This window comes from Streptomyces luteogriseus (assembly GCF_014205055.1).
GTDB lineage: Bacteria > Actinomycetota > Actinomycetes > Streptomycetales > Streptomycetaceae > Streptomyces > Streptomyces luteogriseus.
Genome location: NZ_JACHMS010000001.1, coordinates 4,193,920 through 4,219,304 on the forward strand (window position 1 = coordinate 4,193,920; position 25,385 = coordinate 4,219,304).

General features: G+C 72.2%; 24 protein-coding genes and 2 pseudogenes. 15 read left to right on the top strand and 11 right to left on the bottom strand.

Features of this window, described 5'->3' with window-relative positions; all coding sequences use genetic code 11:
• Positions 1-238: 238 nt before the first annotated feature.
• A complete protein-coding gene (locus BJ965_RS18365; protein WP_184909659.1) occupies positions 239-1,039 on the top strand; it encodes a hypothetical protein in 801 nt (266 codons plus the stop codon).
• 141 nt (positions 1,040-1,180) lie between these two features.
• Here the strand turns inward: BJ965_RS18365 and BJ965_RS18370 are convergent, their stop codons facing one another.
• The 4 genes from BJ965_RS18370 to BJ965_RS18385 all read right to left on the bottom strand — a co-directional run bounded on the left by BJ965_RS18370 (position 1,181) and on the right by BJ965_RS18385 (position 5,483).
• On the bottom strand, positions 1,181-1,981 hold the full coding sequence (locus BJ965_RS18370; RefSeq protein ID WP_184909660.1) for a GAF and ANTAR domain-containing protein: 801 nt from the start codon (positions 1,979-1,981) through the stop codon (positions 1,181-1,183).
• A 219-nt stretch (positions 1,982-2,200) separates the two neighbouring features.
• The gene (locus BJ965_RS18375; RefSeq protein WP_184909661.1) at positions 2,201-3,034 is read right to left on the bottom strand and encodes a TIGR03943 family putative permease subunit; all 834 of its coding nucleotides are present in this window, start codon (positions 3,032-3,034) and stop codon (positions 2,201-2,203) included.
• Positions 3,031-4,038 carry a permease gene (locus tag BJ965_RS18380; protein WP_184909662.1) on the bottom strand — a complete coding sequence of 336 codons (1,008 nt, stop codon included), beginning with the start codon at positions 4,036-4,038 and terminating at the stop codon, positions 3,031-3,033. The genes BJ965_RS18375 and BJ965_RS18380 overlap by 4 nt, the downstream gene beginning before the upstream one ends.
• Positions 4,039-4,139: 101 nt before the next feature.
• Positions 4,140-5,483 (bottom strand): helix-turn-helix domain-containing protein, encoded by a 1,344-nt coding sequence (locus tag BJ965_RS18385; RefSeq protein ID WP_184909663.1) that lies wholly within the window; start codon positions 5,481-5,483, stop codon positions 4,140-4,142.
• A 128-nt stretch (positions 5,484-5,611) separates the two neighbouring features.
• Here BJ965_RS18385 and BJ965_RS40175 point away from each other — a divergent pair, with 128 nt between their 5' ends.
• The 4 genes and pseudogenes from BJ965_RS40175 (at position 5,612) to BJ965_RS18400 (ending at position 7,565) form a co-directional block, all read left to right on the top strand.
• Positions 5,612-5,800 (top strand): hypothetical protein, encoded by a 189-nt coding sequence (locus tag BJ965_RS40175; protein ID WP_313666954.1) that lies wholly within the window; start codon positions 5,612-5,614, stop codon positions 5,798-5,800.
• Between the two features lie 194 nt (positions 5,801-5,994).
• Positions 5,995-6,135, top strand: a pseudogene (locus BJ965_RS40450) (glycoside hydrolase domain-containing protein); the annotation flags it as partial.
• Positions 6,136-6,481: 346 nt separating this feature from the next.
• On the top strand, positions 6,482-6,937 hold the full coding sequence (locus tag BJ965_RS18395; RefSeq protein WP_184909664.1) for a hypothetical protein: 456 nt from the start codon (positions 6,482-6,484) through the stop codon (positions 6,935-6,937).
• Positions 6,915-7,565 carry a hypothetical protein gene (locus tag BJ965_RS18400; RefSeq protein ID WP_184909665.1) on the top strand — a complete coding sequence of 217 codons (651 nt, stop codon included), beginning with the start codon at positions 6,915-6,917 and terminating at the stop codon, positions 7,563-7,565. The genes BJ965_RS18395 and BJ965_RS18400 overlap by 23 nt, the downstream gene beginning before the upstream one ends.
• On the opposite strand, the gene BJ965_RS18405 is transcribed toward BJ965_RS18400, so the two are convergent.
• Positions 7,558-8,667 (bottom strand): hypothetical protein, encoded by a 1,110-nt coding sequence (locus BJ965_RS18405; protein ID WP_184909666.1) that lies wholly within the window; start codon positions 8,665-8,667, stop codon positions 7,558-7,560. The two genes, BJ965_RS18400 and BJ965_RS18405, sit on opposite strands and share 8 nt — an antisense overlap.
• 65 nt (positions 8,668-8,732) lie before the next feature.
• Positions 8,733-9,938 (bottom strand): PP2C family protein-serine/threonine phosphatase, encoded by a 1,206-nt coding sequence (locus tag BJ965_RS18410; RefSeq protein WP_376777926.1) that lies wholly within the window; start codon positions 9,936-9,938, stop codon positions 8,733-8,735.
• Positions 9,939-10,059: 121 nt separating this feature from the next.
• Here BJ965_RS18410 and BJ965_RS18415 point away from each other — a divergent pair, with 121 nt between their 5' ends.
• Positions 10,060-10,500, top strand: a complete 441-nt coding sequence (locus BJ965_RS18415) for a hypothetical protein (protein ID WP_184909668.1) — start codon at positions 10,060-10,062, stop codon at positions 10,498-10,500.
• Positions 10,501-10,649: 149 nt separating this feature from the next.
• Positions 10,650-11,618: a hypothetical protein gene (locus BJ965_RS18420; RefSeq protein ID WP_184909669.1), complete on the top strand. Its 969-nt coding sequence runs from the start codon at positions 10,650-10,652 to the stop codon at positions 11,616-11,618.
• On the opposite strand, the gene BJ965_RS18425 is transcribed toward BJ965_RS18420, so the two are convergent.
• Positions 11,515-12,861, bottom strand: a complete 1,347-nt coding sequence (locus BJ965_RS18425; RefSeq protein ID WP_184909670.1) for an aminotransferase-like domain-containing protein — start codon at positions 12,859-12,861, stop codon at positions 11,515-11,517. The two genes, BJ965_RS18420 and BJ965_RS18425, sit on opposite strands and share 104 nt — an antisense overlap.
• 79 nt (positions 12,862-12,940) lie before the next feature.
• Between BJ965_RS18425 and BJ965_RS18430 the strand changes: the two genes are divergently transcribed.
• Both BJ965_RS18430 and BJ965_RS18435 read left to right on the top strand, forming a co-directional pair.
• Positions 12,941-13,750, top strand: coding sequence for an alpha/beta fold hydrolase (locus BJ965_RS18430; protein WP_184909671.1), 810 nt, complete (start codon positions 12,941-12,943; stop codon positions 13,748-13,750).
• 43 nt (positions 13,751-13,793) lie between these two features.
• Positions 13,794-14,795 carry an endonuclease/exonuclease/phosphatase family protein gene (locus tag BJ965_RS18435; RefSeq protein ID WP_246545925.1) on the top strand — a complete coding sequence of 334 codons (1,002 nt, stop codon included), beginning with the start codon at positions 13,794-13,796 and terminating at the stop codon, positions 14,793-14,795.
• A gap of 73 nt (positions 14,796-14,868) precedes the next feature.
• Here BJ965_RS18435 and snpA read toward each other — a convergent pair whose 3' ends face one another.
• Entirely contained in the window at positions 14,869-15,546 is a 678-nt protein-coding gene (snpA, locus tag BJ965_RS18440) for a snapalysin (protein ID WP_184909673.1), read from the bottom strand.
• 172 nt (positions 15,547-15,718) lie between these two features.
• On the opposite strand from snpA, the gene BJ965_RS18445 reads away from it, so the two are divergent.
• Entirely contained in the window at positions 15,719-16,678 is a 960-nt protein-coding gene (locus tag BJ965_RS18445) for a LysR family transcriptional regulator (RefSeq protein WP_184909674.1), read from the top strand.
• 36 nt (positions 16,679-16,714) lie between these two features.
• On the opposite strand, the gene BJ965_RS18450 is transcribed toward BJ965_RS18445, so the two are convergent.
• Positions 16,715-18,808, bottom strand: coding sequence for a PhoX family protein (locus BJ965_RS18450; protein ID WP_184917301.1), 2,094 nt, complete (start codon positions 18,806-18,808; stop codon positions 16,715-16,717).
• 279 nt (positions 18,809-19,087) lie between these two features.
• Here BJ965_RS18450 and BJ965_RS18455 point away from each other — a divergent pair, with 279 nt between their 5' ends.
• The 5 genes from BJ965_RS18455 (at position 19,088) to BJ965_RS18475 (ending at position 24,865) form a co-directional block, all read left to right on the top strand.
• Positions 19,088-21,076 carry a VWA domain-containing protein gene (locus BJ965_RS18455; protein ID WP_184909675.1) on the top strand — a complete coding sequence of 663 codons (1,989 nt, stop codon included), beginning with the start codon at positions 19,088-19,090 and terminating at the stop codon, positions 21,074-21,076.
• Between the two features lie 146 nt (positions 21,077-21,222).
• The gene (gene metG / locus BJ965_RS18460) at positions 21,223-22,941 is read left to right on the top strand and encodes a methionine--tRNA ligase (RefSeq protein WP_184909676.1); all 1,719 of its coding nucleotides are present in this window, start codon (positions 21,223-21,225) and stop codon (positions 22,939-22,941) included.
• A 125-nt stretch (positions 22,942-23,066) separates the two neighbouring features.
• Positions 23,067-23,432, top strand: coding sequence for a PH domain-containing protein (locus tag BJ965_RS18465; RefSeq protein ID WP_184909677.1), 366 nt, complete (start codon positions 23,067-23,069; stop codon positions 23,430-23,432).
• Between the two features lie 109 nt (positions 23,433-23,541).
• Complete coding sequence (locus tag BJ965_RS18470) at positions 23,542-24,423, top strand: hypothetical protein (RefSeq protein WP_184909678.1); 882 nt, start codon at positions 23,542-23,544, stop codon at positions 24,421-24,423.
• A gap of 13 nt (positions 24,424-24,436) precedes the next feature.
• Entirely contained in the window at positions 24,437-24,865 is a 429-nt protein-coding gene (locus tag BJ965_RS18475; RefSeq protein ID WP_184909679.1) for a hypothetical protein, read from the top strand.
• Positions 24,866-24,893: 28 nt separating this feature from the next.
• Here BJ965_RS18475 and BJ965_RS18480 read toward each other — a convergent pair whose 3' ends face one another.
• Together BJ965_RS18480 and BJ965_RS18485 are read right to left on the bottom strand one after the other, a co-directional pair.
• Positions 24,894-25,103, bottom strand: coding sequence for a DUF397 domain-containing protein (locus tag BJ965_RS18480; RefSeq protein ID WP_184909680.1), 210 nt, complete (start codon positions 25,101-25,103; stop codon positions 24,894-24,896).
• Positions 25,100-25,352, bottom strand: a pseudogene (locus tag BJ965_RS18485) (Scr1 family TA system antitoxin-like transcriptional regulator); the annotation flags it as partial. The pseudogene BJ965_RS18485 and the gene BJ965_RS18480, both read right to left, overlap by 4 nt.
• Between the last annotated feature and the right edge of the window lie 33 nt (positions 25,353-25,385).

The following is a 25,385-nucleotide window of genomic DNA, read 5'->3' on the forward strand; positions in this document are numbered from 1 at the left end:
CGGTCCTAGGGGGCGGTGGACGTCCTGGTCCTGGGGGCGGTGGACGTCCTGGTCCTGGGGGCGGTGGACGCCCTGGTCCTGGGGGCGGTGGACGCCCTGGTCCGGTCACCCGGACGGCCCGTATCGCTGGTGGACGGGCGGTCGCGGTGGTGCCGTAAGAGCACTCACCCGATCTTGGAGAGCCCGCCGTCGCCCCCGCGCGAAGGCACCTCCATGAGCCCCCGCAGGAGGCACCCCGATGACCAACCCCCCGGCCACCCGTGCCCTCCTGGCCTCCGCGCTGTCCGCGCTGTCCGCGACCGCCCTGCTCGCCACGGCCGGCTGCTCCGTCGACGACGAGCCGCGGCCCCGGTGGTTCTCCGCCTCAGCCTCCGCGTCCGCCTCCGGCGCGTCGCCCGCCGTCGAGCAGCCCGCCGGTTCCGGGGCCGCCCTCAGCGAGGCACAGGCCCATGCGGCCCTGGTCACCGAGGCCGACCTCGGGGAGCCGTGGGTGCCGACGCGCGGCGCGCGCACCTGGCGGGACGGACTGCTCAAGGCCACCACGGAGGACCGGGACTGCCAGCGGCTGCTGGACGTCCTCTACACGGAGGAGCCGTTCGGCACCCCGAAGGGGCCGCAGGCGACGTCCGCGCTCGACGACGGCGACACCGACGCCCAGTTGCACTACCGGGTCACCGCTCACCCCCCGGCCGACGTGGACCGCACGCTGGACTGGATGAAGTCGCTGCCCGGCAGATGCGGCCAGTTCACGGCGGCGACCACCCGCGGCGGCATCCAGGGCGTGGAGGTCGACGACCTGCCGCTGCCGCCGGTGGGAGACGCCCGGCAGGCCCTGCGGGTCACCCTGGCCGGCGAGACGGAGGAGGGGGAGCTGACGTATCTCACGGTCGACCTCGCCGCCGTCCGCGTCGGCGAGGAGACGATCACCCTCACCAACGCGGGCCTCGACGAGGTGTACGCGGAGGTCACCCAACAGGCCGTGCGGCTCGGGGCGCAGAGGCTGGCCGACATCAGGAAGCAGGGGAGGGCACAGATCTGACGGCCCCCTCCGGCCCTGGGAGTGATGACCGGGCCTCAGGGCCGGCCGGTACCGGATCTCAGGGCCTGTACCGAAGCTCAGGTCCTGTACCGGATCTCAGGTCCTGTTCCGAAGCTCAGGTCCGATACCGGATCTCAGGGGTCACGACCGGTCGAAGCGCGTGCGGTGGGCGATCACGTCTCGGGCCACGTCGAGGGCCGTACGCCCGCGCGCGAAGGCGTCCGCCCGCAGCCGCGCCAGCGCGTCGTCCGCGCCCACGCCGAGCTGCGCCATGATCATGCCGACGGCCTGGTAGACCTCGTCGTGGTCGGAGGCCAGGCCGCTCAGCCAGTCGTCCTCCCCGTCCCGCGTCTCCGGCTCGTCGCCCTGCGGGAGTGCCATCAGGGCCACGGTCATCACGCCGGCCACGATCCGGGCCACGTGCAGCTGGCGGTCGGTGAGGGCGCCGGGGCGGTCGCGGTACAGGTCGAGCGTGCCCACGCAGGCCGCGCCGCTGCCCAGCGGGACCGCGTACACGGCCCGTACCCCGGCCTCCGTCGCCTGCTGGGCGAAGACCGGCCAGCGTCCCGCGTCACGGCCGGTGGTCAGGTCGCAGGCGAGCACGGGCGCGCCGTCCTCCACGGCGCTCTGGCAGGGGCCGTCGCCCAGCGTCGCCTGGATCTGCGACAGGTGCGCGGCCTGCGGGCTGCTCGCGCTCAGCTGCACGGGCATGCCCTCGCTGCGCAGCGACACGCTCGCGCCGATCACCGGCAGCAGTTCCACCGCCACCGCGCACAGGCGCCCCGGAACCTCTCGGGGCTCGGCGCCCCGCACGCCTCTGGCGATCACGTCGGCGGCCCGGGCTCCGTCCGGATCCGGACCCCCGCCCCTGGAGCGGCCGCGGTCCTGGGCGCCGTCGCCGTCGGAGGCACCTCGGGGATCGTCCCTGGGCCGCACGACCACCGCCTCCTTCGTTCACCGCGGCCGACCGCACCACGCCGCCGCAGCACGCCGCCGCAGCACGCGACCACGGCACACGACCGCACCCGGGCCCGGTGCCCGCCCCGGCACCGGGCCCGGCACCCGCCCGGATCGATCCGAGCCCTCCCGGAACCGTGCCCCGACTACCCGTTGCGGGTGGGGCGAAACCACCGGGCGGGGCGTCACCGTACGGAACGGGCCTCAGCGCTTCTCGTACGGGTTGTCCGGCTGCCGCACCCGCCGCAGGGACGTGACGTCGACGACCGGTGGCCAGGCTTCGGTAGAGCCCAGCTCGCCCTCGGGGTGCCACGTGCCGGTGACCGTCACCCAGGTGTCGACCGGCGGCGCCTCCACACCGCGTACCTCGGCCTTGGCGGTCGTGGCGTCGGCGGCGCAGCAGGAGACGAGGAGGCGGGTGACGTACCAGGTGCCATCGCCGTCACGGGTGACGAAGCCGGTGAGCCGGACCGTACGGCCCTTCAGCGAACGACCGCTGTCGTAGACCGCCCGGGAGCCGAACTCCCCGAGGGCGAGGTCCACCGGGCTCCCGGACGGCAGGGCCGGGAAGGTGCCGACGCCCTGCGCGGCCCGCTGGGCCGCCTCGCGCTCCGCGCTGTAGGAACCGAGGGCGGGCGGCGGGAAGAGGAGGAGGGCGAGGGCGGGGAGGGTGAGGAACCAGGCGACGCGGGGCCCGGCGGGGCCGTGGCTGTGGCTGTGGCTGTGGCTGTGGCTGTGGCTGTGGCTGTGGCTGTAGCCTGCGCGATCTCCATCGTCCTCGTGACCGTCACCGCCGCCGTCACCATGACCGTCCCCGCCGCCGTCACCGCCTTCGTGGTCCTCGGTCTCGTGAACAGCCGCCCCGCGTGCCACCACCGCCACCGCCACCGCCAGCAGCACCAGCGCCGCTCCCGACACCACCAGGTACGGCCGTAGCCCTGCTTGTACGTACCGGAGGTACAGCTCGCTGAAGAGCGACACCCGCAGAATCGCGGCGCCGACGAGCGCGAGCAGGACGGCCGGTCCACAGCGCCTCACAGCAGCCACCACCCGACCAGGACACTGCTCGTCACGGCCACCACCCACGTCGCCGCCGAGAACCGCACCGCGAAGGCCCTGCCGAACGTGCCCGTCTGGAGCGCGATGAGCTTCAGGTCGACCATCGGCCCGACCACCATGAAGGCCAGCCGCGCGGTCGGGGAGAAACCGCTCAGCGACGCGGCCACGAACGCGTCGGCCTCGCTGCACACGCACAGCACGACCGCCAGCACCGCGAGCAGCAGCACCGACAACCAGGCCGACCCGGTGAACACCTCCAGCAGCGAGCGCGGCACGACGATGTTGAACGTCGCGGCGGCGGCCGCCCCGAGCACCAGGAAACCGCCCGCGTGCAGGAAGTCGTGCTGGAGCCCGGAGACGAAGGCGCGCGGGCCGCCGCCCGGGGCCTGCCCGCCGCCGCGCTTCGGCAGCCGCAGCCACTCCTCCCGCCCGAACCGCGCCCACAGCCAGCCCATCACCACGGCCGTGGCGAGCGAGGCGACCAGGCGGCCGAGGACCATCTCCGGCTGCCCGGGGAAGGCGATCGAGGTCGCCACGAGCACGACGGGGTTGATCGCGGGCGCCGACAGCAGGAAGGCGAGCGCGGCCGCCGGTGCGACGCCCCGCCGCATCAGGCTTCCCGCCACCGGCACGGACGCGCACTCGCAGCCGGGCAGCACGACCCCGGCAGCCCCCGCGACCGGCACGGCGAGCACCGTGCGGCGGGGCAGCACCCGCTGGAACACCCGCTCGGGCACGAAGGCCCCGATCGCCGCGGACACGACCGTGCCCAGCAGCAGGAACGGCACGCCCTGGACGGTGATCGCGGTGAACACCGTCCACCAGGCCGCGACGGGTGGGGTGTAGAGGTCGAGCGCCAGCATGGGCCCGAGCACCGACGCCACCGTCGCGATGGTGAGCAGCGCGGCACCGCCGAGGACGGCGTACACCAGGGCCCGGAGGCCCAGCCGTATGCCGTCGGCCACCGTCCGTTGGTTCTCCACGCGCCCGCCCCGGTCGTTCACATCCCGGGTGGGAGACTAACCCGCACGGCTGCGCGAGGGTGCCCTGCTTTCTCACAGCGGAGGCTGTGCGGGAGGCTTTCTCACAGCGGAGGCTGTGCGGGCGCGGGCCCGAGTGTGGTCGTGCCGGGGGCCGTGCGGTGCCCGAGGCCCGTCCGGTAGGCGTCCAGGGCCGCCTCCACCCGGCCGGTCCGCCGCAGCAGGTCCCCGAGCAGCCGGCACAGGTCGGCCAGGTCACCGGCGGCGCCCGCCCGCTCCAGCAGGCTCAGGGCGCGGACGTAGTGCTCCTCGGCTTCCTCCGTGCGGCGGGCGTCCTCGGCGATGATGCCGAGCAGGCGGTGCGCGGCGGCGGAGTGGACGGCGCCGCGCTCGGGGGACAGGTGCCCGAGGACGTCGTGCAGCAGGGCCGCCGCCTCGCCGGACCGGCCGCGCCGGTGCAGCACGTCGGCCAGCTCCACGGCGACCTGGCTGCTGTAGAGGGCGGCGCGCCGGGCCGACAGCATGCCGAGGGCCTGCCGCAGCTCCTCCTCGGCGCGTTCCAGTTGGCCGTCCTGGGCGTAGACATAGCCGCGCATCCAGTGGCAGTTGGCGAGTTCGGTGCGGATCTGCAGGGTGCGGTACAGCTCGGCGGCCTTGGCCAGGGAGGCGTCGGCCTCGGCGAGGCGCCCCTCGGCGACCAGGGTGCGGGCGACGGACCGGTGCATCCGGGCGACCAGGGCGGGGTCGTCGGACCGGGGGGCGAGGGCCAGGGCGAACTCGGCGGCCTGGGCGGCCCGGGCGTGCGCGCCCATGTCCATGTACGGGCCGATGGCGCTGGCGTACAGCAGGAGGAGGGCGTCCGGGTCGTGCAGGCCGCCTCGGTTGAGTTCGTCGAGGGTGGTCTCCAGCAGGTAGACGGCGTAGCGGAGTTCACCGGCGAGGTAGTGGGCCACGGCCCGGCCGCGCAGGGCCGGTACCCGGGCGGGCAGCGGGGCGTCGGCCAGACACTCCTCGGCCCGCTCGAAGTACTGCCGGCCGGCCACGAGCTCACCCGTCTCCAGCGCGCACTCGCCGAGCCCGAGCAGCGCGGCCGACTGCTCCGCGGCCAGCTGGTGCGTCTCGGCCTCGACGAGCAGCTCGGCGTACTGCTCGGCCGCCGCCTCGGCCTCGCCGACGGCGAGGATGCGCCGGGCCTCGGTCAGCCGCAGCCGCAGCCCGGTGACGAGCCGGGCGGAGCGCCCGCCGGCGAGCTCGTCGAAGTCGACGCCGAGCCGCTCCGCGAGATGCCGCAGGGCATCGTCCGAGGGCCGCACCCGGCCGGACTCCAGGGTGGAGATGTAGGCCGGTGTGTACACGGGCTCCGCCAACTGCCGCTGCGTCAGTCCGCGTTCCGTACGCAACCGCTGCACCCGGCGGCCGATGGTCCCCGGATCATCACGCTCCCCCACGCCAACTCCCCCTGCACCTCTTGCCGTTCGACCTGTACTGGCCCTAGGTTAAACGGAGTGTTAAGCCGCATTGTCGAAGCCGCTTAACACGTTGCCGCCGTAGTCGCCGCCCCAGTTGCGAGGTCGCCGTGCTCGAACGCACACGCACCGCCGAGCGGTACGCCAGAGGTCTGACGGCTGCGGTCGTCGCCGTCGCCACGCTCCTGCTGGCGGCGAACACGGGGTCGGCGAGAGCGGGGGAGAGCCGGCCCGAGCCGGCACTTCACAGCGACATGAGCGACAAAGGCGACGTAGCCGGACGACAAGACGGACGGTGAGAACACCGGCCTCGGGTTCTCGGAGTCGCGGACCGCTGGGAGCAAGTGCCCGGCGGCCAGGGCGTATCCGCGGGTCGGATGCCCGCCACGCAGGGGCGGGAATCAGCCAACGGAGTGATCACGCACTCCCTGACTCTTCACCCGTGCTTCACATGAGAGGCACTGTTCAGCTGCGGGGCCGCACAGGAGTAAGTCACCGAGGGACGATCATCTACTTCGCCGTCGACTACGACGCCACCGACGCCGATATGCCGGCCATCCTCGAGTACTTCCGAGGCGTCGCGTCCGGGCTCGGGAGCAAGGGGAAGCGGTACGTGCACGGCGTGTACGGCTCCGTGATCACTACCAGGGCAACGGCGGTCTCACCCGGTTCAGGGACTACCTGAAGCAACGGTTCGGCGGCACCATCAGCGAGGCAGCCGCTCAGGCGAAGAAGATCCTCACGGACGAGCCCGCCAGCGGGGACGGGGTCATCCTGGTGGGCGGCCGCGCGAGCCTGATCCAGAAGTTCGGCGGCATACCCACCCTGATGCCGCACCACCTCCCTTCCGACCAGCTCAACGCGTGGTGCAACGCGTTCGGCAACAACCTCGCTCAGCACGCCTCCACGGAAACGCTCCGGCGAGCGCAGTACCAGGCGAACCAGCGGCGTCTCCTTGGAGCGAAGTAGCGTCAGCGCGCATGACACTCTTCGCGCTCTTCGGCCCGCCCGCGATCACGCTCCTCCTCTTCGTCATCGGAGTGTTTCCGTACGCGCTGTGGGTGACCAGGAAGAAGCCCTCGCGGACGGCCCGTCTGGCCGCGGTCGGGAGCGCGGCGGCTCTCGCCGCCTACGGTGCCGGAACCTTCTACGGTCTCGCCTACACAAACCCGCTTGACCTCTGTGCGACGAAGACCGCCAGTGGCGACTACGTGGACTCCGGGCGGGACTACAGCCTGACGTCGGCGACCGTCCACCATTTCCCCCCATCCGTCACCTGCCATTGGAGCAGCGGATACAGCACCGACGATGTGTCGTTCTGGGTCACACCTCTGCTTTTCGTGGGGCTGGCCTGCGCCACCGTCTGTTTCACCCTGATACTCATCAACCGCTTTCAGCGCAGAAGGGCCCCCCATGACAACCAGCTTGACGCGTAGACGGGTTCTCGGCCTCGGGGCAGGGGCAGCGATAGCCGTCGCGGCCGCCGGCCCGGCACAGGCCGCCCCTCCTGCCGGCGACCGTGCCTGGACCAAGCGCGAATCGGCAAACGGCTGGCCCATCCTCGATCACGCCGGGAAGTTCCGGGTCGAAGGCACCGACGTCGACGTCTCCCTGGCGGAGGGAGACGTCGCAACAGTTCTTCTCTACGTCGCCCGCCGGTTCGCCTATGAAGTCGACATGCTTTTGCCCGGTGACCTCCAGGGGCACACGACGGAGCGTGGGATCGGCTCGGCATTCGAGTCGAACCACCTGTCGGGCACGGCCATCGCGATCCGGCCCATGCACTACCCGCTGGGAGCCGATGTCAAGAACACCGGCATGAGCGAAGCCGAGCAGATCGTCGTCACGGACATCCTTGCGGACTGCGAAGGCGTCATTGCCTGGGGCGGGCATCTGCAGCCGGTGAAGCAGTCCCATTTCCAGCTCGCCGTCGGGCCTGGAGATCCTCGGCTCAAGAAGCTTGCCGACCGCATCCAGGGATGGAACAGCGCACCGGGCCGGGGCGCGGGAACGATCGATGCCTTCGCGCCGGCGAGGCGTCGCCGGGCAGCTCGATTCACGTAGGCCGGGTGAAGGCCGCCCCGTCCGAGATTCGTGTTCCGGTACCGGCGGGCGTCTGCAACTGCCGCAGCTGCCGCTGCACATGATCCAACGCCCCTTCGCGCCGCCCGGGCACCCGGCCGCGCAACGCGGCCAGGGTGGCGCCCAGTTCACGGCCGGGGGCGGCGTCGTGGACCTGGCCCCACTGGTGGTGGGCCCGGTCCACGGCGGCCTCGACGGCGGGGGCGTCCGGTGCCTGCCCGGCGTTCAGACGGGCTGTTGCGATCATCAGCCAGGTGTGGCAGCTGCGGGCGGCGTCCCCGGCGAACATCGCCAGGTCGGCCCGTACCTCGGCCCAGTGCAGGGCCTCTTCGGACGCGGGTCCGTGCGCGGTGACGGCGGCCTGCTCGTGCCGGGCGGCGAGCGCGTCGGCGTCCGAGTGCCGGCCGGACTGGACGGCGGCGGAGATGGCGGCGTGCGGATCCCCGCCGGTCGGGACGGGCGTGCTCAGCACCAGGTCGGTGCCCGCGCTCTCGGGCGCGATCCGGGTCAGCGCCTGCTGGTGCAACTGCTCGACCGGCGGCCGGAATCCGCTGCGCAGGATCGTCGCGACGGCCTTCATGTACGCCGGGACCGCGACCGTGCGTCTGGACGGCGGGGGCGCGATGCGGCCGTGAACGGCGTTGCCGCGCCCCGAGTCCAGCGGGGTGCTCCGCAGCAGCTCCCAGGTCTCGGCGTCGGCGTGCAGGTCGAGCAGGAGGGTCGTGGCGCCGGCGGGCCTGAGCCGCAGTTCCTCCCGGAACCACTGCCAGGGGAAGGCCGTGTAGCGGGCGGTGGAGGCGGTGGTGCGGGCCAGCGCGAGGTGGGGCAGGCGCTGCCTGCGGTCGAGCTGGAGCTGCCCGGTGACGTACACGGTGAGGGGTCCGGGGGCCGCGGCGGCGGCGCGCAGCCGGGTGAGGACGGCCTGCGGCTCCAGCGGGTCGGCGAGTTCGACGACGTTCGCGGTGTCGGTGCCGGCCAGCACCGCGGGCGGTACGGCGGCGAGGACGGGGAGCACCGAGGCGGCGTCCACCAGGCGCCCCCTGCCGACCGGCGAGGCCGCCAGCAGCAGCACGGTTCCGGGCATGGCCCCACCCCCTGTGTCGATCACGTACGTCAGCACCGTAACCGCTGCGGCTGCACAGGTGGGGCTCAGGACCGCAAACGTCCGCCTTCGGGGGCTTCGCGCCCGTCTCTCCTGCGGACGGCGAACACCGTGGTGTCGTCGGCCAGGCGCCCGCCGCATTGCCGCAGTGTGCCGTCCCGTACGAAGGCGGCGAGGCGGGCCGGTTCGGCGGTTCCGGGGTCCTCGGCGACGGCCCGTCTCACCTCGTCGGCGAGCGGGTAGAACGCGCCGGTGCCGTCGCGGGCCTCGGTCACGCCGTCCGTCACCAGCAGCAGCGTCTCGTCGGCGGAGACCCGCCACCGCCGGACCTGCGGCGGTCCGGGCGCGAGCCCCCGGAAGCCGAGCGGCAGCCCGGGCGCCGCCGACAGGGTGCGCACCCCGCCCGGCCCGACGGCGAGCGGCGGCTCGTGGCCGAACAGCAGGACGTCCACCGCCTCCCGGTCGTCGTCGGGGAAGGCGAGCAGGACGGCCGTGGCGAACCGGTCGCCGTCGGAGCGGCCGAGGGCGACGGTGTGCCCGCGGTGCCGCATCATCCGCGTCTCCAGCCGCTCGCCGACCGTGACCAGCTCCCTCTCGTGGTACGCGGCCTCACGGAACGTGCCGAGCAGCGCGGCCGCCGCCTCCACCGCCCCCAGGCCCTTGCCCTGCACGTCGCCGACCAGCACGCGGGTGCCGTGCGGGCCGGGCTGGATGTCGTAGAAGTCGCCGCCGACGCGGGCGTGGGCGTCGGCGGTGAGGTAGACACCGGCGTGGTCGAGGCCGCCCCAGCCGGGTGGCAGCGGGCGCAGCACGGTGCGGCGGACGGTGTCGGTGACGTCGCTCATGTGCAGCGCGCGGTACTCGTCCCGCACGCGGATCGCACAGGCCAGGGTGGCGAGGATGCCGCCGAGGGCGACGAGGACGAAGTCGGCGCGGCCGGCCCGGTATTCGTGCGGCCAGGTGCTGTCGGCGACGACGTACGTCACCAGGGAGAGGACCGCGAAGAGGGCCGTGCCCCACACCCCGCAGATCGAGGCGGCGATGGCGGGTACCAGCACGATCCAGGAGATCATGCGGAACTCGCCGATGGTGTGGTAGTCGGCCACGGCGATGGCGACGAGCAGCAGCAACGGCGGCACCCAGGCCACGCTGCGGCCCCGCACCCGCAGCAGTTCCTGGCGCCGCACGACGTCGCGGCGCCCGGCCCGCGCGTGCGGGACGAGCGGGCCGTGCCCCTCGCGGTGGCGGCTCACGGCCCCAGCGAAACACGGGCCCGCACCGGCCGCATCCCGTTCCCCCCGCACCGCCGACTTGCCAGGGGCTGCCCGCCGGTGTGCCCTGGATCCAGGGGCAGGGACAGAGAGGAGAGCTGTCATGGCTCATGCGGCACCCGCCTCACGCAGGATGATCACGCAACGCCGTAGGCCCGATGTGTTCGGCCCGCGGATCCACACCGCCGTGAAGGTCGGCCTGCCCGTGGTGCTCGGACTGGTCTACGGCTTCTGGGTCGCGGCCAACCAGCGTCACGGCGGGCCCATCACCGGCTGGAACCTGCTGTTCGGCTTCGTCACGGCGCTCGTGTTCGCCGTGCTGTTCGCCGCCGTGTGCGCGCTGGCACCGCTGCTGCCCCGCGAACTGCACGCGCTGTGCTGGTTCGTCTTCACGGGCTGCGCGGTCGGCTTCCTCTACAGCCAGACCGGTGCGTCCGTGTACAGCTCCGGCGGCCTGGGGCTGCTGGTGGGGGCGGGCGTCCTGGCGATGGTGTTCTACCGCTACTACACACACGAGGACGCCGCGGGCCGGCGGATCGGCTGACGGAGCTCAGGACACCCGTTCGGGTGAGTCCGCCGAAGGGCCCGTGACAGCCGCTTCTCGCAGGTGGAGTGGGCTGCGGGGCGACCGATGTGCGGCCGGACCCCGTCGTTGCGCTCGCGGGCCGGGCCGCGGGCGCCTTGCCTGGAAGGGTGTCCGACCGCGACCGGGCGCCCCGTCCCGAGAAGGCGCCCCCACGAGCGCGGAACGTCCTGTCGGCCGTTCTGCTCGTCCTCGCCTGCCTGCTCGTGCCGTTCGGGGCGCTCGCGTCCTGGGCGGCCCACGGGCTCACCGACACCGGCCGCTACGTGCGGACGATGGCGCCGCTCGGCGCCGACCCGGACGTGCGGCGCGCCGTCGCGGACGCCGTGGGGGACGGCGTCATGCGGGAGGCCGGGCGCGAGGCCGACACCGGACCGCTGCGCGGGGCGGTCGGGCCCTTCGTGCACGACGCGGCCCGTTCCTTCACCCGCACCGAGGCGTACCGCGCGGCCTGGGACGCGGCGAACCGGGCCGTGCACGACGCGGTGCTGCGCGCCCTGCGCGACGACGGCGCCCGCGGAGCCCCGGTCACCGTCGACGCGGCCCCCGTCATCGCCCGGGTCAAACAGCGACTCTCCGACGACCACGTGCCGTTCGCCCACCGCATCCCGGTCACGCACACGCGGATCCCGGTGCTCCCGGCCGAGGACGTGGACCGACTGCGCAAGGGGTACCACGTGCTGGACACCGCCGCCTTCTGGCTGCCGCTCGCCGCCGCCGTCCTCGCGGTCGCCGCGATCGGCGTCGCCACGTGCCGCCGCCGCGCGGTCACCGCCCTCGGCCTGGGCACGGCCCTGGGCGGCGCGCTGCTGGCCCTCGCCGTGGCGGTCGGCCGCCGCCTCACCCTCGCCGACCTGCCCGACGCCCTCCACCGCCCGGCCGCGGGCGCCGTCTACGACGCCCTCACCGCCACCCTGAGCACGGTGGCCTGGCTGCTGTGCCTGCTGGGCCTGACGGTGGCGGCGGGGGCCTGGGTCACGGGCCGGTACGGTCCCCGGCTCGTCGCGCGGCGACATGCGCCAGGGTCCGCAGTGCCCGTCGCAGATCCGGTTCCGGCGCCGACGCGAGCCCGAGCCTGACGGCGTCGGGCGTGTGCCCGGGGGCGACGGCGAAGGCGGGGCCGGGTGTGACGGCGATGCCGTGCGCCGCGGCGGCGGCCGTGAAGGTGTCGGCGCGCCACGGCGCGGGCAGCTCCCACCAGGCGAAGTAGGCACCCGGGTCGGACCGTACGGCGAAGCCCGCCAGTTCCTCGGCGAGGATCCGCTGCCGTCGTGCCGCGTCCGCCCGCTTGGCCGCCACCAGCCGCGCCACCGTCCCCTCCCCGGCCCACCGCACGGCCGCCTCCAGCGCGAACCGCCCCGCGCTCCAGCCGCCCGACCGCACCGCCCGGGCCACGGCGTCGACCCGGTGCGGCGGCACGACGAGGAACCCGGCGGTGAGCCCCGGGGCGACCCGCTTGGAGAGCCCGTCGACGACGTGGGTGAGGGCCGGGGCGTGCACGGCGAGCGGATCACCCGGCTCCCGGAGGAAGGACCAGATGCGGTCCTCCACCACCGGCAGGTTCAGGTCGTGGACCAGCTGGGCGAGTTGCAGCAGCCGCGGCCGGCTCGTCGTCAGGGACGTCGGGTTGTGCAGCGTCGGCTGCACGTAGAGGGCGGACAGCGGAGCCGAGCGGTGCGCGGCCGCCACGGCCGGCGGGAGCAGCCCGGACGCGTCCCCGGCCAGCGGCACCAGCGTGATGCCGAGCCGCGCCGCGATCTCCTTGACCAGCGGATACGTCAGCTGCTCCACCCCGACCCGGCCGCCCGGCCGGACCAGCGATGCCAGTACGGCGGCGATGGCCTGCCGGGCGTTGCCGGTGAACAGCAGCCGCTCGGGGGCGGGGCGCCAGCCCGGGGTGGTGAGCAGGGTGGCCGCGGCCTCCCGGGCGGCCTCGGTGCCGGTGGCGGCGGCCGGTAACAGCGCCTCGGCGAGCACGTCGGGGCGCAGCAGCGGCGCGAGGACGGGGGCGAGCAGCTCCGGCTGGCCGGGCGTGACCGGGTAATTGAGCTCCAGGTTGACGGGCGCGGCGGCCGGCCCGGGCTCGATGAGCGCCTGCCCCGCCGGGCCGGCCGGTGCGGCCCGTACGAAGGTGCCGCGCCCGACCTCTCCGACGACCAGCCCGCGCCGCACGAGTTCGCCGTACACCCGCCCGGCGGTCGACGGTGCGATGCCGCGCCGTCGTGCGAACGCCCGCTGCGGCGGCAGCCGTTGCCCGGGCCGCAGCCGGCCGGTGGCGATGTCGTCGGCGATGCGGTCGGCGATGCGCCGGTAGTCACTCATCGGCCGGTCTCCCCCTTGGATTGCACCGAGAGCAAAGATCTTATTGCACTGAGTAGTTGGGCGGCCTAGGGTCGACGCCATGGCACCCTTCCTGGCATACGAGGACAAAGACCCCGATACGCATCGGGTACCCCTGGTTCTCGTCCACGGCCATCCCTTCGACCGCACGATGTGGGCCCCGCAGCTCGAGAGGTTCCCGGGTACCCGTCGCGTCATCGCACCCGACCTGCGCGGCTACGGCGCCTCCCCCACGGCCCCGGCCGTCACGGACTTCTCGGCATTCGCCCGGGACATCGAGGCCCTGCTGGACGAGCTGGAGGTGGAGTCGTTCGTCCTGGCGGGCCTGTCGATGGGCGGGCAGATCGTCATGGACTGCTACCGCCTGTTCCCCGAGCGCGTCCGCGGCCTGGTCCTCGCCGACACCTTCCCGGCGGCGGAGACCCCCGAGGGCGTGCGCACCCGCGACGCCATGGCGGACCGCCTCCTCGCGGAGGGCATGCGCGGCTACGCCGACGAGGTCCTGGAACGGATGGTCGCCCCGTACGCGTCCGCCGAGGTCAAGGCGCACGTGCACGGCATGATGACCGCCACCGCACCCGAGGGCGCCGCCGCGGCCCTGCGCGCCCGGGCCCGCCGCCCCGACTACACCGCCCTGCTGCCGCGCGTCTCCGTCCCGGCCCTGGTCGTCGTGGGAGCGGACGACACCTTCACACCCGTCTCCGACGCCCTGGCCCTGCACGCGGCCCTCCCGGACGCGGAGCTGCACATCATCGACGGGTCCGCTCACATGCCCAACCTGGAGCGCCCGGAGGTGTTCGACGCCGCGCTGGAGGAGTTCCTGGCCCGGGTCGATGCCCGGCAACCTTCCCCCGCCCCGCCCCGTCTTTGAGGGAGGATTCGGGCATCCCATCCCGCGAACGGAAGGCCGGGCCTTGGACACCGCCGCTGCCGAGTGGACCGCCAGGGACGACGGGCGCGAGCACCGCCCGCCCGGACGGCGGTCCGGCGCCTGGTGTGCGGGCCTGCTGTTCACCGGGGTGAGCGTGGTCGTCGGCTTCCGCACCGCCGACAGCGACGGCATCACGCCCGTCCCTCAGTTCCTCGCCTTCCTCCCCTGGCTGCTCGTCCCCACCGCCCTCGGGCTGCTGCTCACACTGCTGTCCCGCTGGTGGCCGGGAACGGTGTGGGGAGTCGTGCTGCTCGGCCTGCTGGCCTGGTTCATCGAGCCGTACGGCAAGACCGACGACCCCTCGGGCCGGCCGGTCGCCGAGCTGCGGGTGCTGACCTCCAACGTCGAGTTCGGCCAGGGCACCGCCTCCCTCGTCGCCGCCGTACGCCGCGAGAAACCGGACGTGGTGTTCGTGGAGGAGTGCGACTACGCGTGCGACGCGCTGCTGAAGCGGGACCTCTCCCAGGGCTACCCGCACCGCCGGGCCGTGGAGGGCGGCGGCTCCGAGGGCTCCGTCATCCTCAGCCGCTTCCCGCTGCGGCCCGCCGAGGGCGTGCGCGGCACGATGGGCATGCCCGCGGCGGTCGCCGACGTCGACGGGCACGCCGTACGGCTGCAACTCGCCCACCCCATGCCCCCGCTGCCCGGCCAGGTGGACCTCTGGCGCCGGGAGCTGGGCGCCCTGCGCGACGCGGCCACCACCGACCCGGGCACCCCCCTGGTCCTGGCCGGCGACTTCAACGCCTCCCAGGACCACGCCGCCTTCCGCCGCATCCTCGACACCGGCCTGCGCGACGCCTCCCGCCTGGACGGCGCCGACCGCACGGCCACCTGGCCGGCCCGGACGGCGCCCACGCTCGGCGCCCAGATCGACCACGTGCTGGTGTCGGAGGAGTTCGGGGCGAGCCGCACCCGCATCCTGGACCTGGCCGACACCGACCACCGGGCGGTCGTCACGGACCTCACACTCCACGAGCCCCGCTGACCCGGTGCCTCTCCGTGCACGCGGATACGGCCGCCCCGCGCTGGAGCGGGGCGGCCGTATCCGCGTGGGGGCCTCAGCGGGCCGACTTCTCCAGGGCCTTGTCCATCGCCGCCGCGAAGCCGTTGGCCCACAGGCGGTTGACACGGGACCGCTCGGTCGCGTTCGGGACGGCGTTGGTGCAGGACGGGCCGGGCCCGCCGCCGGACATCAGCTCACTGCACGGGCCCGAGTAGTGGTCGGGCAGACCGAGGACGTGACCGGTCTCGTGGGCGGTGACCCGCGTGGAGTCGTACTGCTGGTTCTGGCGGTAGTCCAGGAAGATGTAGCCGCTGCCGTGGCCGTCGGTGGAGGCGTACGAGCCGCGGGAGTCGTTGCCCTCCCGGTAGCTGAAGTCGGCCGCCGAGGCGGAGCCCGACTGGAGCTTCACGTTCGACACCGAGCTGTTCCATATCTGGGTGCTGCGCGCTATCTGGGCGCTGAACGTGGGCGCGCGGGAGGCGTCGTAGACGACGGTGACGGCCGCGGTGGCACTCGGGTTCTCGGCGCGCTTCTCGGCGACGGACTTCAGGACCGCCTGGAAGAAGGCTCTGCTCGCGTCGGAGTCGGCGGACCGGGCCGACGGGGCCGACGGGGCGACGAACCCGGCGTGGGGCTCCGCGACCGGGGACGCCGCGGCGGGGGAAGCCGTTCCGAGTCCGGCCATGGTGAGGCCGAGGCCGAGAACCGCCAGGGAGGAAAGGGACTTTCGCATCGAGGACTCCTTGGGTGGGGTTGAGTCTCACCGGTGAGTCTCGATGCCTGTGCGGTGCCTGTGATGATGGCAACCGGGGATAGGGCCGCGCTATCGGCTGCCCAATTCACCTGGTTTAGCGATGAATTATGTGGCTGGTTAACGCCGCGATTCCGCTTTAGCCTCACAGAGCATGGAGCTCGAGGTGAGGCACCTCCGCGCGCTGTGCGCCATAGCCGACACCGGCAGTCTGCACCGCGCCGCCCGGCAGCTGGGCGTCGCCCAGCCGTCGTTGAGCACACAACTGCGCCGCATCGAGCAGGAGCTGGGCGGACCGCTCTTCCTGCGCTCCCACACCGGCTGCCGTCCCACCCCGCTCGGCCGCCTGGTGCTGAGCCGCGCCCGCCCGCTCATGGCCGACCTGCACCTGCTGGTCACCGAGGCGAGGGCGGCGGCGTCCGGCGGCGCCGAGCTCCGCATCGGCTCGACGGCGAGCAAGGCCCTGGCGGGCTGGCTGCGCCGGCTGCGCGCGCACGGCCGGAACCCCAGCCTCCACATGAACGTCTCGCCCAACGCCCTGCTCCGCATGGTCGCCGACGGCCAGCTCGACGTCGCCTTCGTGCACGAGGTGGAGGGCTGCCCGCTGCGCATCCCCGCGGAGCTCCGGCTACGCGTCCTGGTGGAGCGCGAACCGCAGTGCGTGTCCCTGCCCGTCGACCATCCGGCGGCCGTGAAGCAGGAGGTCGACCTGGCCGACCTGGCCGGCGACCGCTGGATGATCGACCCCACCGTCGACGGCGAATGGGACGCCGTCCAGCGGATGTTCCGCGCCGCCCGCGTCAGCCCCCATGTCCTGCACGGCGACTACCACACGGCCGACGCCCTGGTCGCGACCGGCGAGGTCGTCACCGTCTGCCAGCCGACCCGCACCCCCCGCCCCGACATGGCGGTACGCCGCCTCAAGGGCGACCCGCTCGGCGTACGGCTGCTCGCCGCGGCCCGCACGGAGACCGACCTCGACGGCGTCTACCCCGCGCTGGAGGAGGCCTACGGGGAGGTGGCCCGGCAGGCACCGGCCTACCGGGAGTGGCTGGAGCGGGACTGGCTGGACCCCGGGGGCCCTCTCCGACCCCCGAGCCCGGCCCTTCCGTGAACCGCTCTCCCTTACGGACCTCTGCCGCCGGACGGCTCAGACGCCGATGTCGCGCCCGTCGGCACGCCACACGGCCACGACCGCCGGCCGGACGTACGTGCCCGGCCCGTCGGGCCAGGCGCTGGCCGGCTTCTCCACCGAGGCGCCGTCGATCTCGCCCGGGTGCTGCACGGAGACGAGAACGCGCCGGTCCTGGATGATCGGGCCGCAGGTCTCGGCGCCCTTCGGCACGGTCAGGAACTGCTTCAGCTCACCGCGCCGCTCGCCCCGGGTGGCCACGCCGAACAGGCCGTCGTGCGAGCCGAGCTGGGCACCGTCGGTGGAGATCCACAGGTTGCCGTGGGGGTCGAACGCCACGTTGTCCGGGCAGGAGATCTGGCTGACCGCGTCCTTCGGGAACCCGGCGAAGTAGGTCGCCGGGTCCTCCGGGTCACCCGCGACCAGGAACAGCGACCAGGCGAACCGGGTGCTCTCGGGCCGGTTCCACCGCTCGGTGAGCTCCAGGACGTGCCCGTGCTTGTTGGCACTGCGCGGGTTGGCCTCGTCCGCCTTGGCGTTGGAGCCGACGCCCCGGTTGGTGTTGTTGGTCAGCGCGACGTAGACCTTGCCGGTCACCGGGTTGGGCTCGATGTCCTCGGGCCGGTCCATCTTGGTCGCCCCCACCTTGTCACCGGCGAGCCGCGTGAAGACGAACACCTCCTCGGCGCTCATCCCCTCCACGTGCGAGACGGCGCCCTCGGCGGTGGCGGTGGCCAGCGGGATCCACTCGCCGCCGCCGTCGAACTCGCCGTCCTTCGGCAGCCTGCCCGTGCCGTCGATCTCGAGGGCGGGCGAGTCACCGGTGAGCTTGGCGACGTACAGCGTGCCCTCGTCGAGGAGGGAGAGGTTGTGCTCGCGCACGGCCCGGGAGGAGCCTCGCTTCATCCGCTTGCTGCCGACGAACTTGTAGAAGTAGTCGAACCGTTCGTCGTCACCGGAGTACACGACCGGCCGCCCGTCGTGCGTGAGCCGCACGGTGGCCGCCTCGTGCTTGAACCGCCCGAGAGCGGTGTGCTTGCGGGGCGTGGACTCGGGATCGTACGGATCGAACTCCACCACGTACCCGAACCGGTGGACCTCGTTCGGCTCCTGGGCGACGTCGAAGCGCTGGTCGAACCTCTCCCATTTCCGCTCGGACGCCCCGGTGCCGATCCCGTAGCGCTTGTCGGTCGCCCGGCCGCTGTTGGCGAAGTACTGGTTGAAGTTCTCCTCGCCGTGCAGGGTCGTGCCCCACGGGGTGACGCCGCCGGAGCAGTTGTTGAGGGTGCCCAGCACCCTGGTGCCGGTCGGGTCGGCGGAGGTCTTCACGAGGTCGGACCCGGCGACGGGCCCGGTGAGCCGGAACGCGGTGGTGGCGGTGACCCGCCGGTTCAGCCGATGCCGGGGGACGGGAGTGAGCCTGCCGCTCCTGCGGTCCTCCTCCACCACGACGGCGGACAGCCCGTGCGCGGCCCAGGCGACCTCGACCTGCTCCCGGGTCGGGTTGGCGGCGTCGTACCCGCGGAACATCAGGATCTCGTCGGTGTACTCGTGGTTGGCGACGAGCAGCTGCCGCCCGCGCTCTCCGGGCAGCGGCAGCAGAGCCAGGAAGTCGCAGTTGTACCCGAACTGCGCGGCCTGGGCCTTCGCGGTCTGCTTCTCCGGGTCGAAGGCGGGCGCACCGCGCAGGATGGGCTCGCCCCACCGGATGACGACGTTCTGCCGGTACCCCTCCGGCACGGTCACCGCGTCGGCGGTGTTGGGCGCGACGGGCGCGAAGCGCAGCCCGCGCGCGCCCTTGTGCTTGCGCCGGGCCGCCTCGGAGGCGGCAGCCGCGGACGGGCCGGTGGCCGGTGCGGCGGCGGCCCGCGGAGCCTGTACGACACCGGCGGCACCCGCCCCCGCGGCGGCCACGGTCACCACGGCCGCGGCGCGCATCATCGACCGGCGGCTCAGCGCACCGGCGATCACGTCACCGACGTACTCGTTGGTGCTGGTGTTGGGCACCTCGTGGAAGCAGGCGTCACCACACCGGAAACGACAGGTCATGGCGGACCGGCCGCCGGGGTGCGAACCGGACGGTGTTCCGATCAACGGCAGCAGCTTGCGCACTTTACTCTCCCCATGGGTGCCCTTGGTGTCCACGTGACCGTAGGGGCGCATGTGTGCGACAGCCGGGCGCCCGGGTGAACAACGGTTGAACCCACGGGTGACGTACGGGTGTTGTGGCGATTCAGCCCGGCGACACCTGCGCGGACCGGATGTCCCCTTGACAAGGTGAACCTGGCACAACAGACCCTGCCCAAGATCACACAGGAGGGCCGCTAACCTTACGTGTCCGTCCTGGCCAGGGATTGACGGGCTTCAACTCACGCGAAGGGTTGCGCGCACATGGGCATTCTCACTCGGTTGCGGAACGCGTTCGGACGATCCCGCAAGACACAAACCGCCGAGGCGGAGGGTGCGACGCAGACCACGCCGACGGTACCGACGACCTCCGAGGACACTCCGCCGGCCCCCGCGGCGGCCCCCAAGGTCCCGTCCCCCTCCCCGGAACCCACTCCGGGACCGACGGCGAACGTTCCCGAACCTCGCGACGACGAACATGACCTCGTCTCGGCGGCCTTCGACAAGGTCGCGGTCCCGCGCCCCGCCGACTCGACGGAGAGCACCCCGAGGCCGACGGCCGAGGAACCGACGGCCGGGGAGAAGCCGGACACCGCCGCGGCCACCGAGAGGACGGCTGCCGCCGGGGCGCCGGAAACGGCGGAGTCGACCGTCGCGGACAACGCGACGGAGGCGAGGGCGACGGAAGCGGGGGCGGCTTCGACGGAGGCGGCTTCGACGGCGGCGGCTTCGACGGCGGCGATGGAAGCGGAAGCGGCTTCGAAGGCGACGGCTTCGGCAGAGACGCCGGTCGCCGAGGAGCCTGCGGTTCTGGACGAGGCCACGGCTGAGAAGCCGGCACCGGCGCCGGTGGAGGAGCCGACCGCGGAGGCCAGGCCGACCGCAACCACCGAGACGGCCGAGAAGCCGGAGGTCAGCCCGGCGGCGACCGACACCACGGCACCGAGGGACGCGAAGGCCGAGGCCGAGCCGAAGGCCGCGAAGAAGACGGCCGAGCCGAAGGCCGAGGCCGAGCCGAAGGCCGCGAAGAAGACGGCCGAGCCGAAGGCCGAGGCCGAGCCGAAGGCCGCGAAGAAGACGGCCGAGCCGAAGGCGTCCGCAGAGGCCAAGGCCACGGAGGAACCCGAGCCGAAGACCGAGACCGCACCGAAGACGGCCGCACCGAAGGCCAAGGCCACGCAGGAACCCGAGCCGAAGGCCAAGGCCGCACCGAAGACGGCCGCACCGAAGGCCGCAGCCGAGGCGACCGCCCTCGAACCCGCGGCCGCCGACGGTGACCCGGCCCCACAGGGGCCACCCGCACCCGACGACGAAAGCAGCACGGGTGGTGCGGGCGGGAACAAGGCGGCCGAAGGCGAAGCCGAGGCCAAGCCCGAGCCGAAGCGGAAGGCCACACCGAAGGCCGAGGACAAGCCGAAGCCCCAGGCCGATCCGGAAGCTGACGCCGAACCGAAGCCCGAGGCCAAGCCGGAAGCTGACGCCGAACCGAAGCCCGAGGCCAAGCCGGAAGCTGACGCCGAACCGAAGCCCGAGGCCAAGCCGAAGGCTGACGCCGAACCGAAGCCGGAGGCTGACGCCGAAGCCGGCCCCGCCCTCCCCCTCACCCGCGTCAAGACCCGTGCCCCGGGCCTGACCACCGCCTACAAGGCCGCCACCACCGCCCTCGAGAAGAACGACCTCACCGGCACCCGCGCCAAGGTCTACCTCGTCCTCGACCGCTCCGCGTCGATGCGCCCGTACTACAAGGACGGCTCCGCCCAGGCCCTCGCCGAACAGACCCTCGCCCTCGCGGCCCACCTCGACCCCGAGGCAACCGTCCCGGTCGTCTTCTTCTCCACCGAACTCGACGGCACCGGCGAGATCACCCTCACCGACCACGAGAACAAGATCGACGAGCTGCATGCCGGCCTCGGCCGCATGGGCCGCACCAGCTACCACGCAGCCGTCGAAGCCGTCCTCGCCCACCACGACAAGACCGCGGCGGACCCCGCCACCCCCGCCCTCGTGGTCTTCCAGACCGACGGCGCCCCGGACGCGAAGACCCCGGCCACCCAGGCCCTCACCGACGCCGCCGAGACCCACCCCTCCGTCTTCTTCTCCTTCGTCGCCTTCGGAGACCCGGAGAACAAGGCCTTCGACTACCTCCGCAAGCTCAAGACCCCCAACACGTCCCACTTCCTCGCCGGCGAAACCCCCCGCGAGCTCACGGACAAGGAGCTCTACGAGGGCGTACTGGCGAACTGGCGCCCGTAGCCGTCCACCGCTCACGACGCCGCCCGCTTCCCACCCCGTAAAAGGGGAGGCGGGCGGCGTACCCGTGTCAGCTACGATTTCAAGGTTCGTAGACGACCCCGACCACGAGATCGTCACCCCACGTAGCGACTTGGGAGCAGCCCGCGATGGCTCGTCACCTCATCACCAGCGCCCTTCCGTACATCAACGGGATCAAGCACCTGGGCAACATGGTGGGGTCCATGCTCCCGGCGGACGTCTACTCCCGGTACCTCCGCCAGCGGGGCCACGAGGTCCTCTACATCTGCGCGACCGACGAGCACGGCACCCCCGCCGAGCTCGCCGCCAAGGAGCAGGGCGTCCCCGTGGACGAGTTCTGCACGGACGCGCACCACCAGCAGAAGGCGATCTACGACGGCTTCAACCTGGCCTTCGACTACTTCGGCCGCAGCTCCTCCCCGCAGAACCACGAGATCACGCAGGAGATCGCCCGCGAGCTGAAGGCGAACGGCTTCATCGAGGAGCGTTCGATCCGCCAGGTGTACTCGATCGCCGACGGCCGCTTCCTGCCCGACCGCTACATCATCGGCACCTGCCCGCACTGCGGCTACGACAAGGCCCGCGGCGACCAGTGCGAGAACTGCACGCGCGTCCTGGACCCGACCGACCTCATCGACGCCCGCTCCGCGATCAGCGGCAGCAGCGACCTGGAGGTCCGCGAGACCAAGCACCTCTTCCTCCTCCAGTCGGCGCTCGCCGGCGAGGTGGAGGCGTGGGTCGACGAGCGCGCCGACAACTGGCCCGTCCTCGCGTCCTCCATCGCCCGCAAGTGGCTGACGGAGGGCCTGCACGACCGCGCGATCACCCGTGACCTGGACTGGGGCGTCCCGGTCCCCGCCGACACCTGGCCGGACCTCGCCGCGGAGGGCAAGGTCTTCTACGTCTGGTTCGACGCCCCGATCGAGTACATCGGCGCGACGAAGGAGTGGGCGGACCAGGACCCGGAGAACCGCGACTGGCGCTCCTGGTGGTGGGAGTCGGACGCGAACGTCCACTACACGCAGTTCATGGGCAAGGACAACGTCCCCTTCCACAGCGTGATGTTCCCGGCGACCCTGCTGGGCACCCGCGCCCCGTGGAAGAAGGTCGACGTCATCAAGGCCTTCAACTGGCTGAACTACTACGGCGGCAAGTTCTCCACGTCCCAGCGCCGGGGCGTCTTCACGCACGACGCCCTCGACATCCTGCCCGCCGACTACTGGCGCTACTTCATGATGGCGAACGCCCCGGAGTCGGACGACTCGTCCTTCACCTGGGAGCACTTCACCGCCACGGTCAACAAGGACCTCGCCGACACCCTCGGCAACTTCGTCAACCGCGTTCTGTCCTTCTCCAAGAAGCGCTTCGGCGAGGAGGTCCCGGCAGGCGCCGAGCCCGGCGAGGCGGAGACGAAGCTGGGCGAGGAGATCGCCCGCCTGCTCGCGGAGTACGAGTCCCAGATGGAGGCCATCCAGTTCCGCAAGGCCGCGGCCGCGCTGCGCGCCCTGTGGTCGGCGGGCAACTCCTACCTGGAGGAGAAGGCCCCCTGGCTGGAGATCAAGACCAACCCCGAGGGCGCCGCGCTCACCCTGCGTACGGCGATGAACCTGATCCACCTCTACGCCGTGGTCTCCGAGCCGTTCATCCCGACGTCGGCGAAGAAGATGCGCGAGGCGTTCTCCCTGGAGAACGACACGGCGACCTGGGTCACCCAGGAAGAGGCGAAGTCCCTCACCACCGTCCCGGCCGGCACCCCCTTCACCATCCCGCCGGTCCTGTTCGCCAAGCTCACGGACGAGGACCTGGAGTCGTACAAGGAGCGCTTCGGCGGCGAGTCGGCCGCGTAACGGTCGTAACACGCCGGCTACAGCACAGGGCCCGGGAGAGCGAGAGCCTTCTCCCGGGCCCTGCGCTTTGCGAAGATCGCACCAGGACGGCCACCCGGCCGCCGCGACTCACCACGGGGGTTTCCATGGCACTGTTCGGCAACGCACACACCGTGAACCCGCAGTCGGCCCAGCAGGACTACGCCCGCCTCCTCGGCCACGGCGAGCAGGTCCACGCCGCGTTCCTGCTGATCCGCGACACCATCCTCTTCACCGACCGCCGACTGATCCTGATCGACAAGCAGGGCATCACCGGCAAGAAGGTCGAGTACCACTCGGTCCCCTACCGCAGCATCACCCACTTCGCGGTGGAAACGGCCGGCACCTTCGACCTGGACGCCGAGCTGAAGATCTGGCTCTCCGGCTCCCAGCTCCCGATCCAGAAGACCTTCACCAAGGGCGTCGACATCTACGAGGTCCAGGCGATCCTGACGCAGTTCGTGGCTGGGTAGCCCCGGAACGTTTCTCCCAGGCTCGAAAGAGTGAACGCCTTCCGTCCGCCGGAAATACGGTCTTCCGCCCACTTACATAGCCCACATGGTCACATCAGCCCATGAAGGCATGCATCGGATCTTTCAGGAGCGGCCTGAGATCCTTTCCCCGGTCTTCGGGGTGCTGGGCATCGCGTTCCCCGAGAAGGCGGCCGTCTACGCGATCGGCACCGACGTGACGGAAGCCAGGCCCCTGGCACGCCACATCGACACCGTGCTGCGCATCGGCCCGTCCGACGGGGAGGACTTTCTGCTCGCGGTCGAGGCGCAGGAGAGAAGGGACACCAAGAAGGAGTCGAGCTGGCCCTACTACGTCTCCTACCTCCAGGCAAAGTACGGCCTGCCGGTTCTCCTGCTCGTCGTCTGCCGCGACCGGGCGACGACCAAGTGGGCGACCGGCCCCTTCTCCTGCGGCACGCGGGGCTGGATCGCCCAGATGACGTACCCCTTGGTCGTCGGACCGGACAACCTCCCGGTGATCACCGATCCGAGGACGGCGGCGGAGAAGCCGGCGATGGCCGTGTTCTCCGCTCTGGCTCACGCCAACAGCCCCCACATCGACGCCATACTGGACGCACTGGGCCGTGCCCTCGCAGGGATGGACTGGAACGCCGCCAGCTACTTCTTTCAGTTTCTCGACTCGGCGTTGGGGGACACCCCCGCCGGAGACAAATGGAGGGACATCGTGACGTTCGTCAACTACTTCCCCGGCCGGGGCACGGTGATGGAGAAGGCTTATCTCGAGGGCGAGGCCAGAGGCGAAGCCAAGGCCATTCTCCGCTTCCTCGAAGCACGAGGCGTCTCGGTCCCCCAGGAGGCCCGGGACCGCATCGCCGGTTGTACCGACCTCGACCTCCTGAACCGCTGGCTGGACCGGACGCCCCACGTGCAGAGCGTCGACGAACTCTTCGTCGAGGACGCGGCGCCCGCCGCGGACCGGACCGAGACCTGACCCCGGGGCGATCGTGATCGACGATCCGGACGCCGCACCGGAACTTCACGACTTGCTCCGGTTCACGCTGACATGCATGGGCTTGGGCATTCCGCCGGAGCGAGTAATGGGCGATTTCCGTTCCGGACTGGAGGAACTGAGACAGCAAGGCTCCCTCTCCCTCCAGGACATGGCCCGCATCCGGGCCCGGGTGGACAACCGGCTCGATGACGAACACGAGGACGAGGAATGGGTCCGCGGGTACACCGCCGGATACAAGGCGGCGTTGGCCGGCGCGGTCCAGCGGCTCTTGGAGACTCGTGACATCACGGTCCCCAAGGAGGTCTTCCGCCCCCTCCACCTGTGTCCGGACGCCGACACCCTCACTCGCTGTCTCGACCGCGCCACCACGGTGGACACACCGGAGGAACTGTTCACCGCAGAGGTCGACACTGAGGGGTAGGGGCCCCAGAGGTCCGGAGCCCACCCGGTCAGCGCACCGAAGCGTGGGCCACGAAGTCCGCCCACGCGCCGGGCGTGATCGCCAGACGGGGGCCTTCGGCGTTCTTGGAGTCGCGAACATGCACGGTGCCGGGGGTGACGGCGAGCTCGACGCAGGAGTTGCCGTCATTTCCGCCGCTGTAGCTGCTCTTGAACCACACCAGCCCGGAGGCGTCCCCAGCGGCGGTCTTGCGGATCATGTCTCTCCCAGCAGTTGCTCGACGAAGGCCAGCGACTCCCGTGGTGAGAGCGCCTGGGCCCGGATGGTGCCGTACCGCAGCTCAAAGGATGCGCAGGTGTTTGGGATCGGAGGTCGGCCGGCCGTTGAACGCACCATCGGAGCGTCCCACGGCGGAACCGTCCGCGAACTTCAGTAGCTCGATCTTGCCGTCCATGCCGGAGTGGGTCTCGCAGTTCAACGGCATCACCTGAAGCACGACGTTGTGCAGCAGCACTGTCACTGTTCACGGTAGGCACGCACC

Excerpts from the sequence above, each read along its gene's own strand:
- BJ965_RS18445 (WP_184909674.1), top strand. The coding sequence starts at position 15,719 with ATGGAGCTCGAGGTGAGGCACCTCCGCGCGCTGTGCGCCATAGCCGAC.
- BJ965_RS18480 (WP_184909680.1), bottom strand. The coding sequence starts at position 25,103 with ATGATCCGCAAGACCGCCGCTGGGGACGCCTCCGGGCTGGTGTGGTTC.
- BJ965_RS18395 (WP_184909664.1), top strand. The coding sequence starts at position 6,482 with ATGACACTCTTCGCGCTCTTCGGCCCGCCCGCGATCACGCTCCTCCTC.
- BJ965_RS18465 (WP_184909677.1), top strand. The coding sequence starts at position 23,067 with ATGGCACTGTTCGGCAACGCACACACCGTGAACCCGCAGTCGGCCCAG.
- metG (WP_184909676.1), top strand. The coding sequence starts at position 21,223 with ATGGCTCGTCACCTCATCACCAGCGCCCTTCCGTACATCAACGGGATC.
- BJ965_RS18400 (WP_184909665.1), top strand. The coding sequence starts at position 6,915 with ATGACAACCAGCTTGACGCGTAGACGGGTTCTCGGCCTCGGGGCAGGG.
- BJ965_RS18430 (WP_184909671.1), top strand. The coding sequence starts at position 12,941 with ATGGCACCCTTCCTGGCATACGAGGACAAAGACCCCGATACGCATCGG.
- BJ965_RS18365 (WP_184909659.1), top strand. The coding sequence starts at position 239 with ATGACCAACCCCCCGGCCACCCGTGCCCTCCTGGCCTCCGCGCTGTCC.
- BJ965_RS18425 (WP_184909670.1), bottom strand. The coding sequence starts at position 12,861 with ATGAGTGACTACCGGCGCATCGCCGACCGCATCGCCGACGACATCGCC.
- BJ965_RS18415 (WP_184909668.1), top strand. The coding sequence starts at position 10,060 with ATGGCTCATGCGGCACCCGCCTCACGCAGGATGATCACGCAACGCCGT.
- BJ965_RS18455 (WP_184909675.1), top strand. The coding sequence starts at position 19,088 with ATGGGCATTCTCACTCGGTTGCGGAACGCGTTCGGACGATCCCGCAAG.
- BJ965_RS18405 (WP_184909666.1), bottom strand. The coding sequence starts at position 8,667 with ATGCCCGGAACCGTGCTGCTGCTGGCGGCCTCGCCGGTCGGCAGGGGG.
- snpA (WP_184909673.1), bottom strand. The coding sequence starts at position 15,546 with ATGCGAAAGTCCCTTTCCTCCCTGGCGGTTCTCGGCCTCGGCCTCACC.
- BJ965_RS18470 (WP_184909678.1), top strand. The coding sequence starts at position 23,542 with ATGCATCGGATCTTTCAGGAGCGGCCTGAGATCCTTTCCCCGGTCTTC.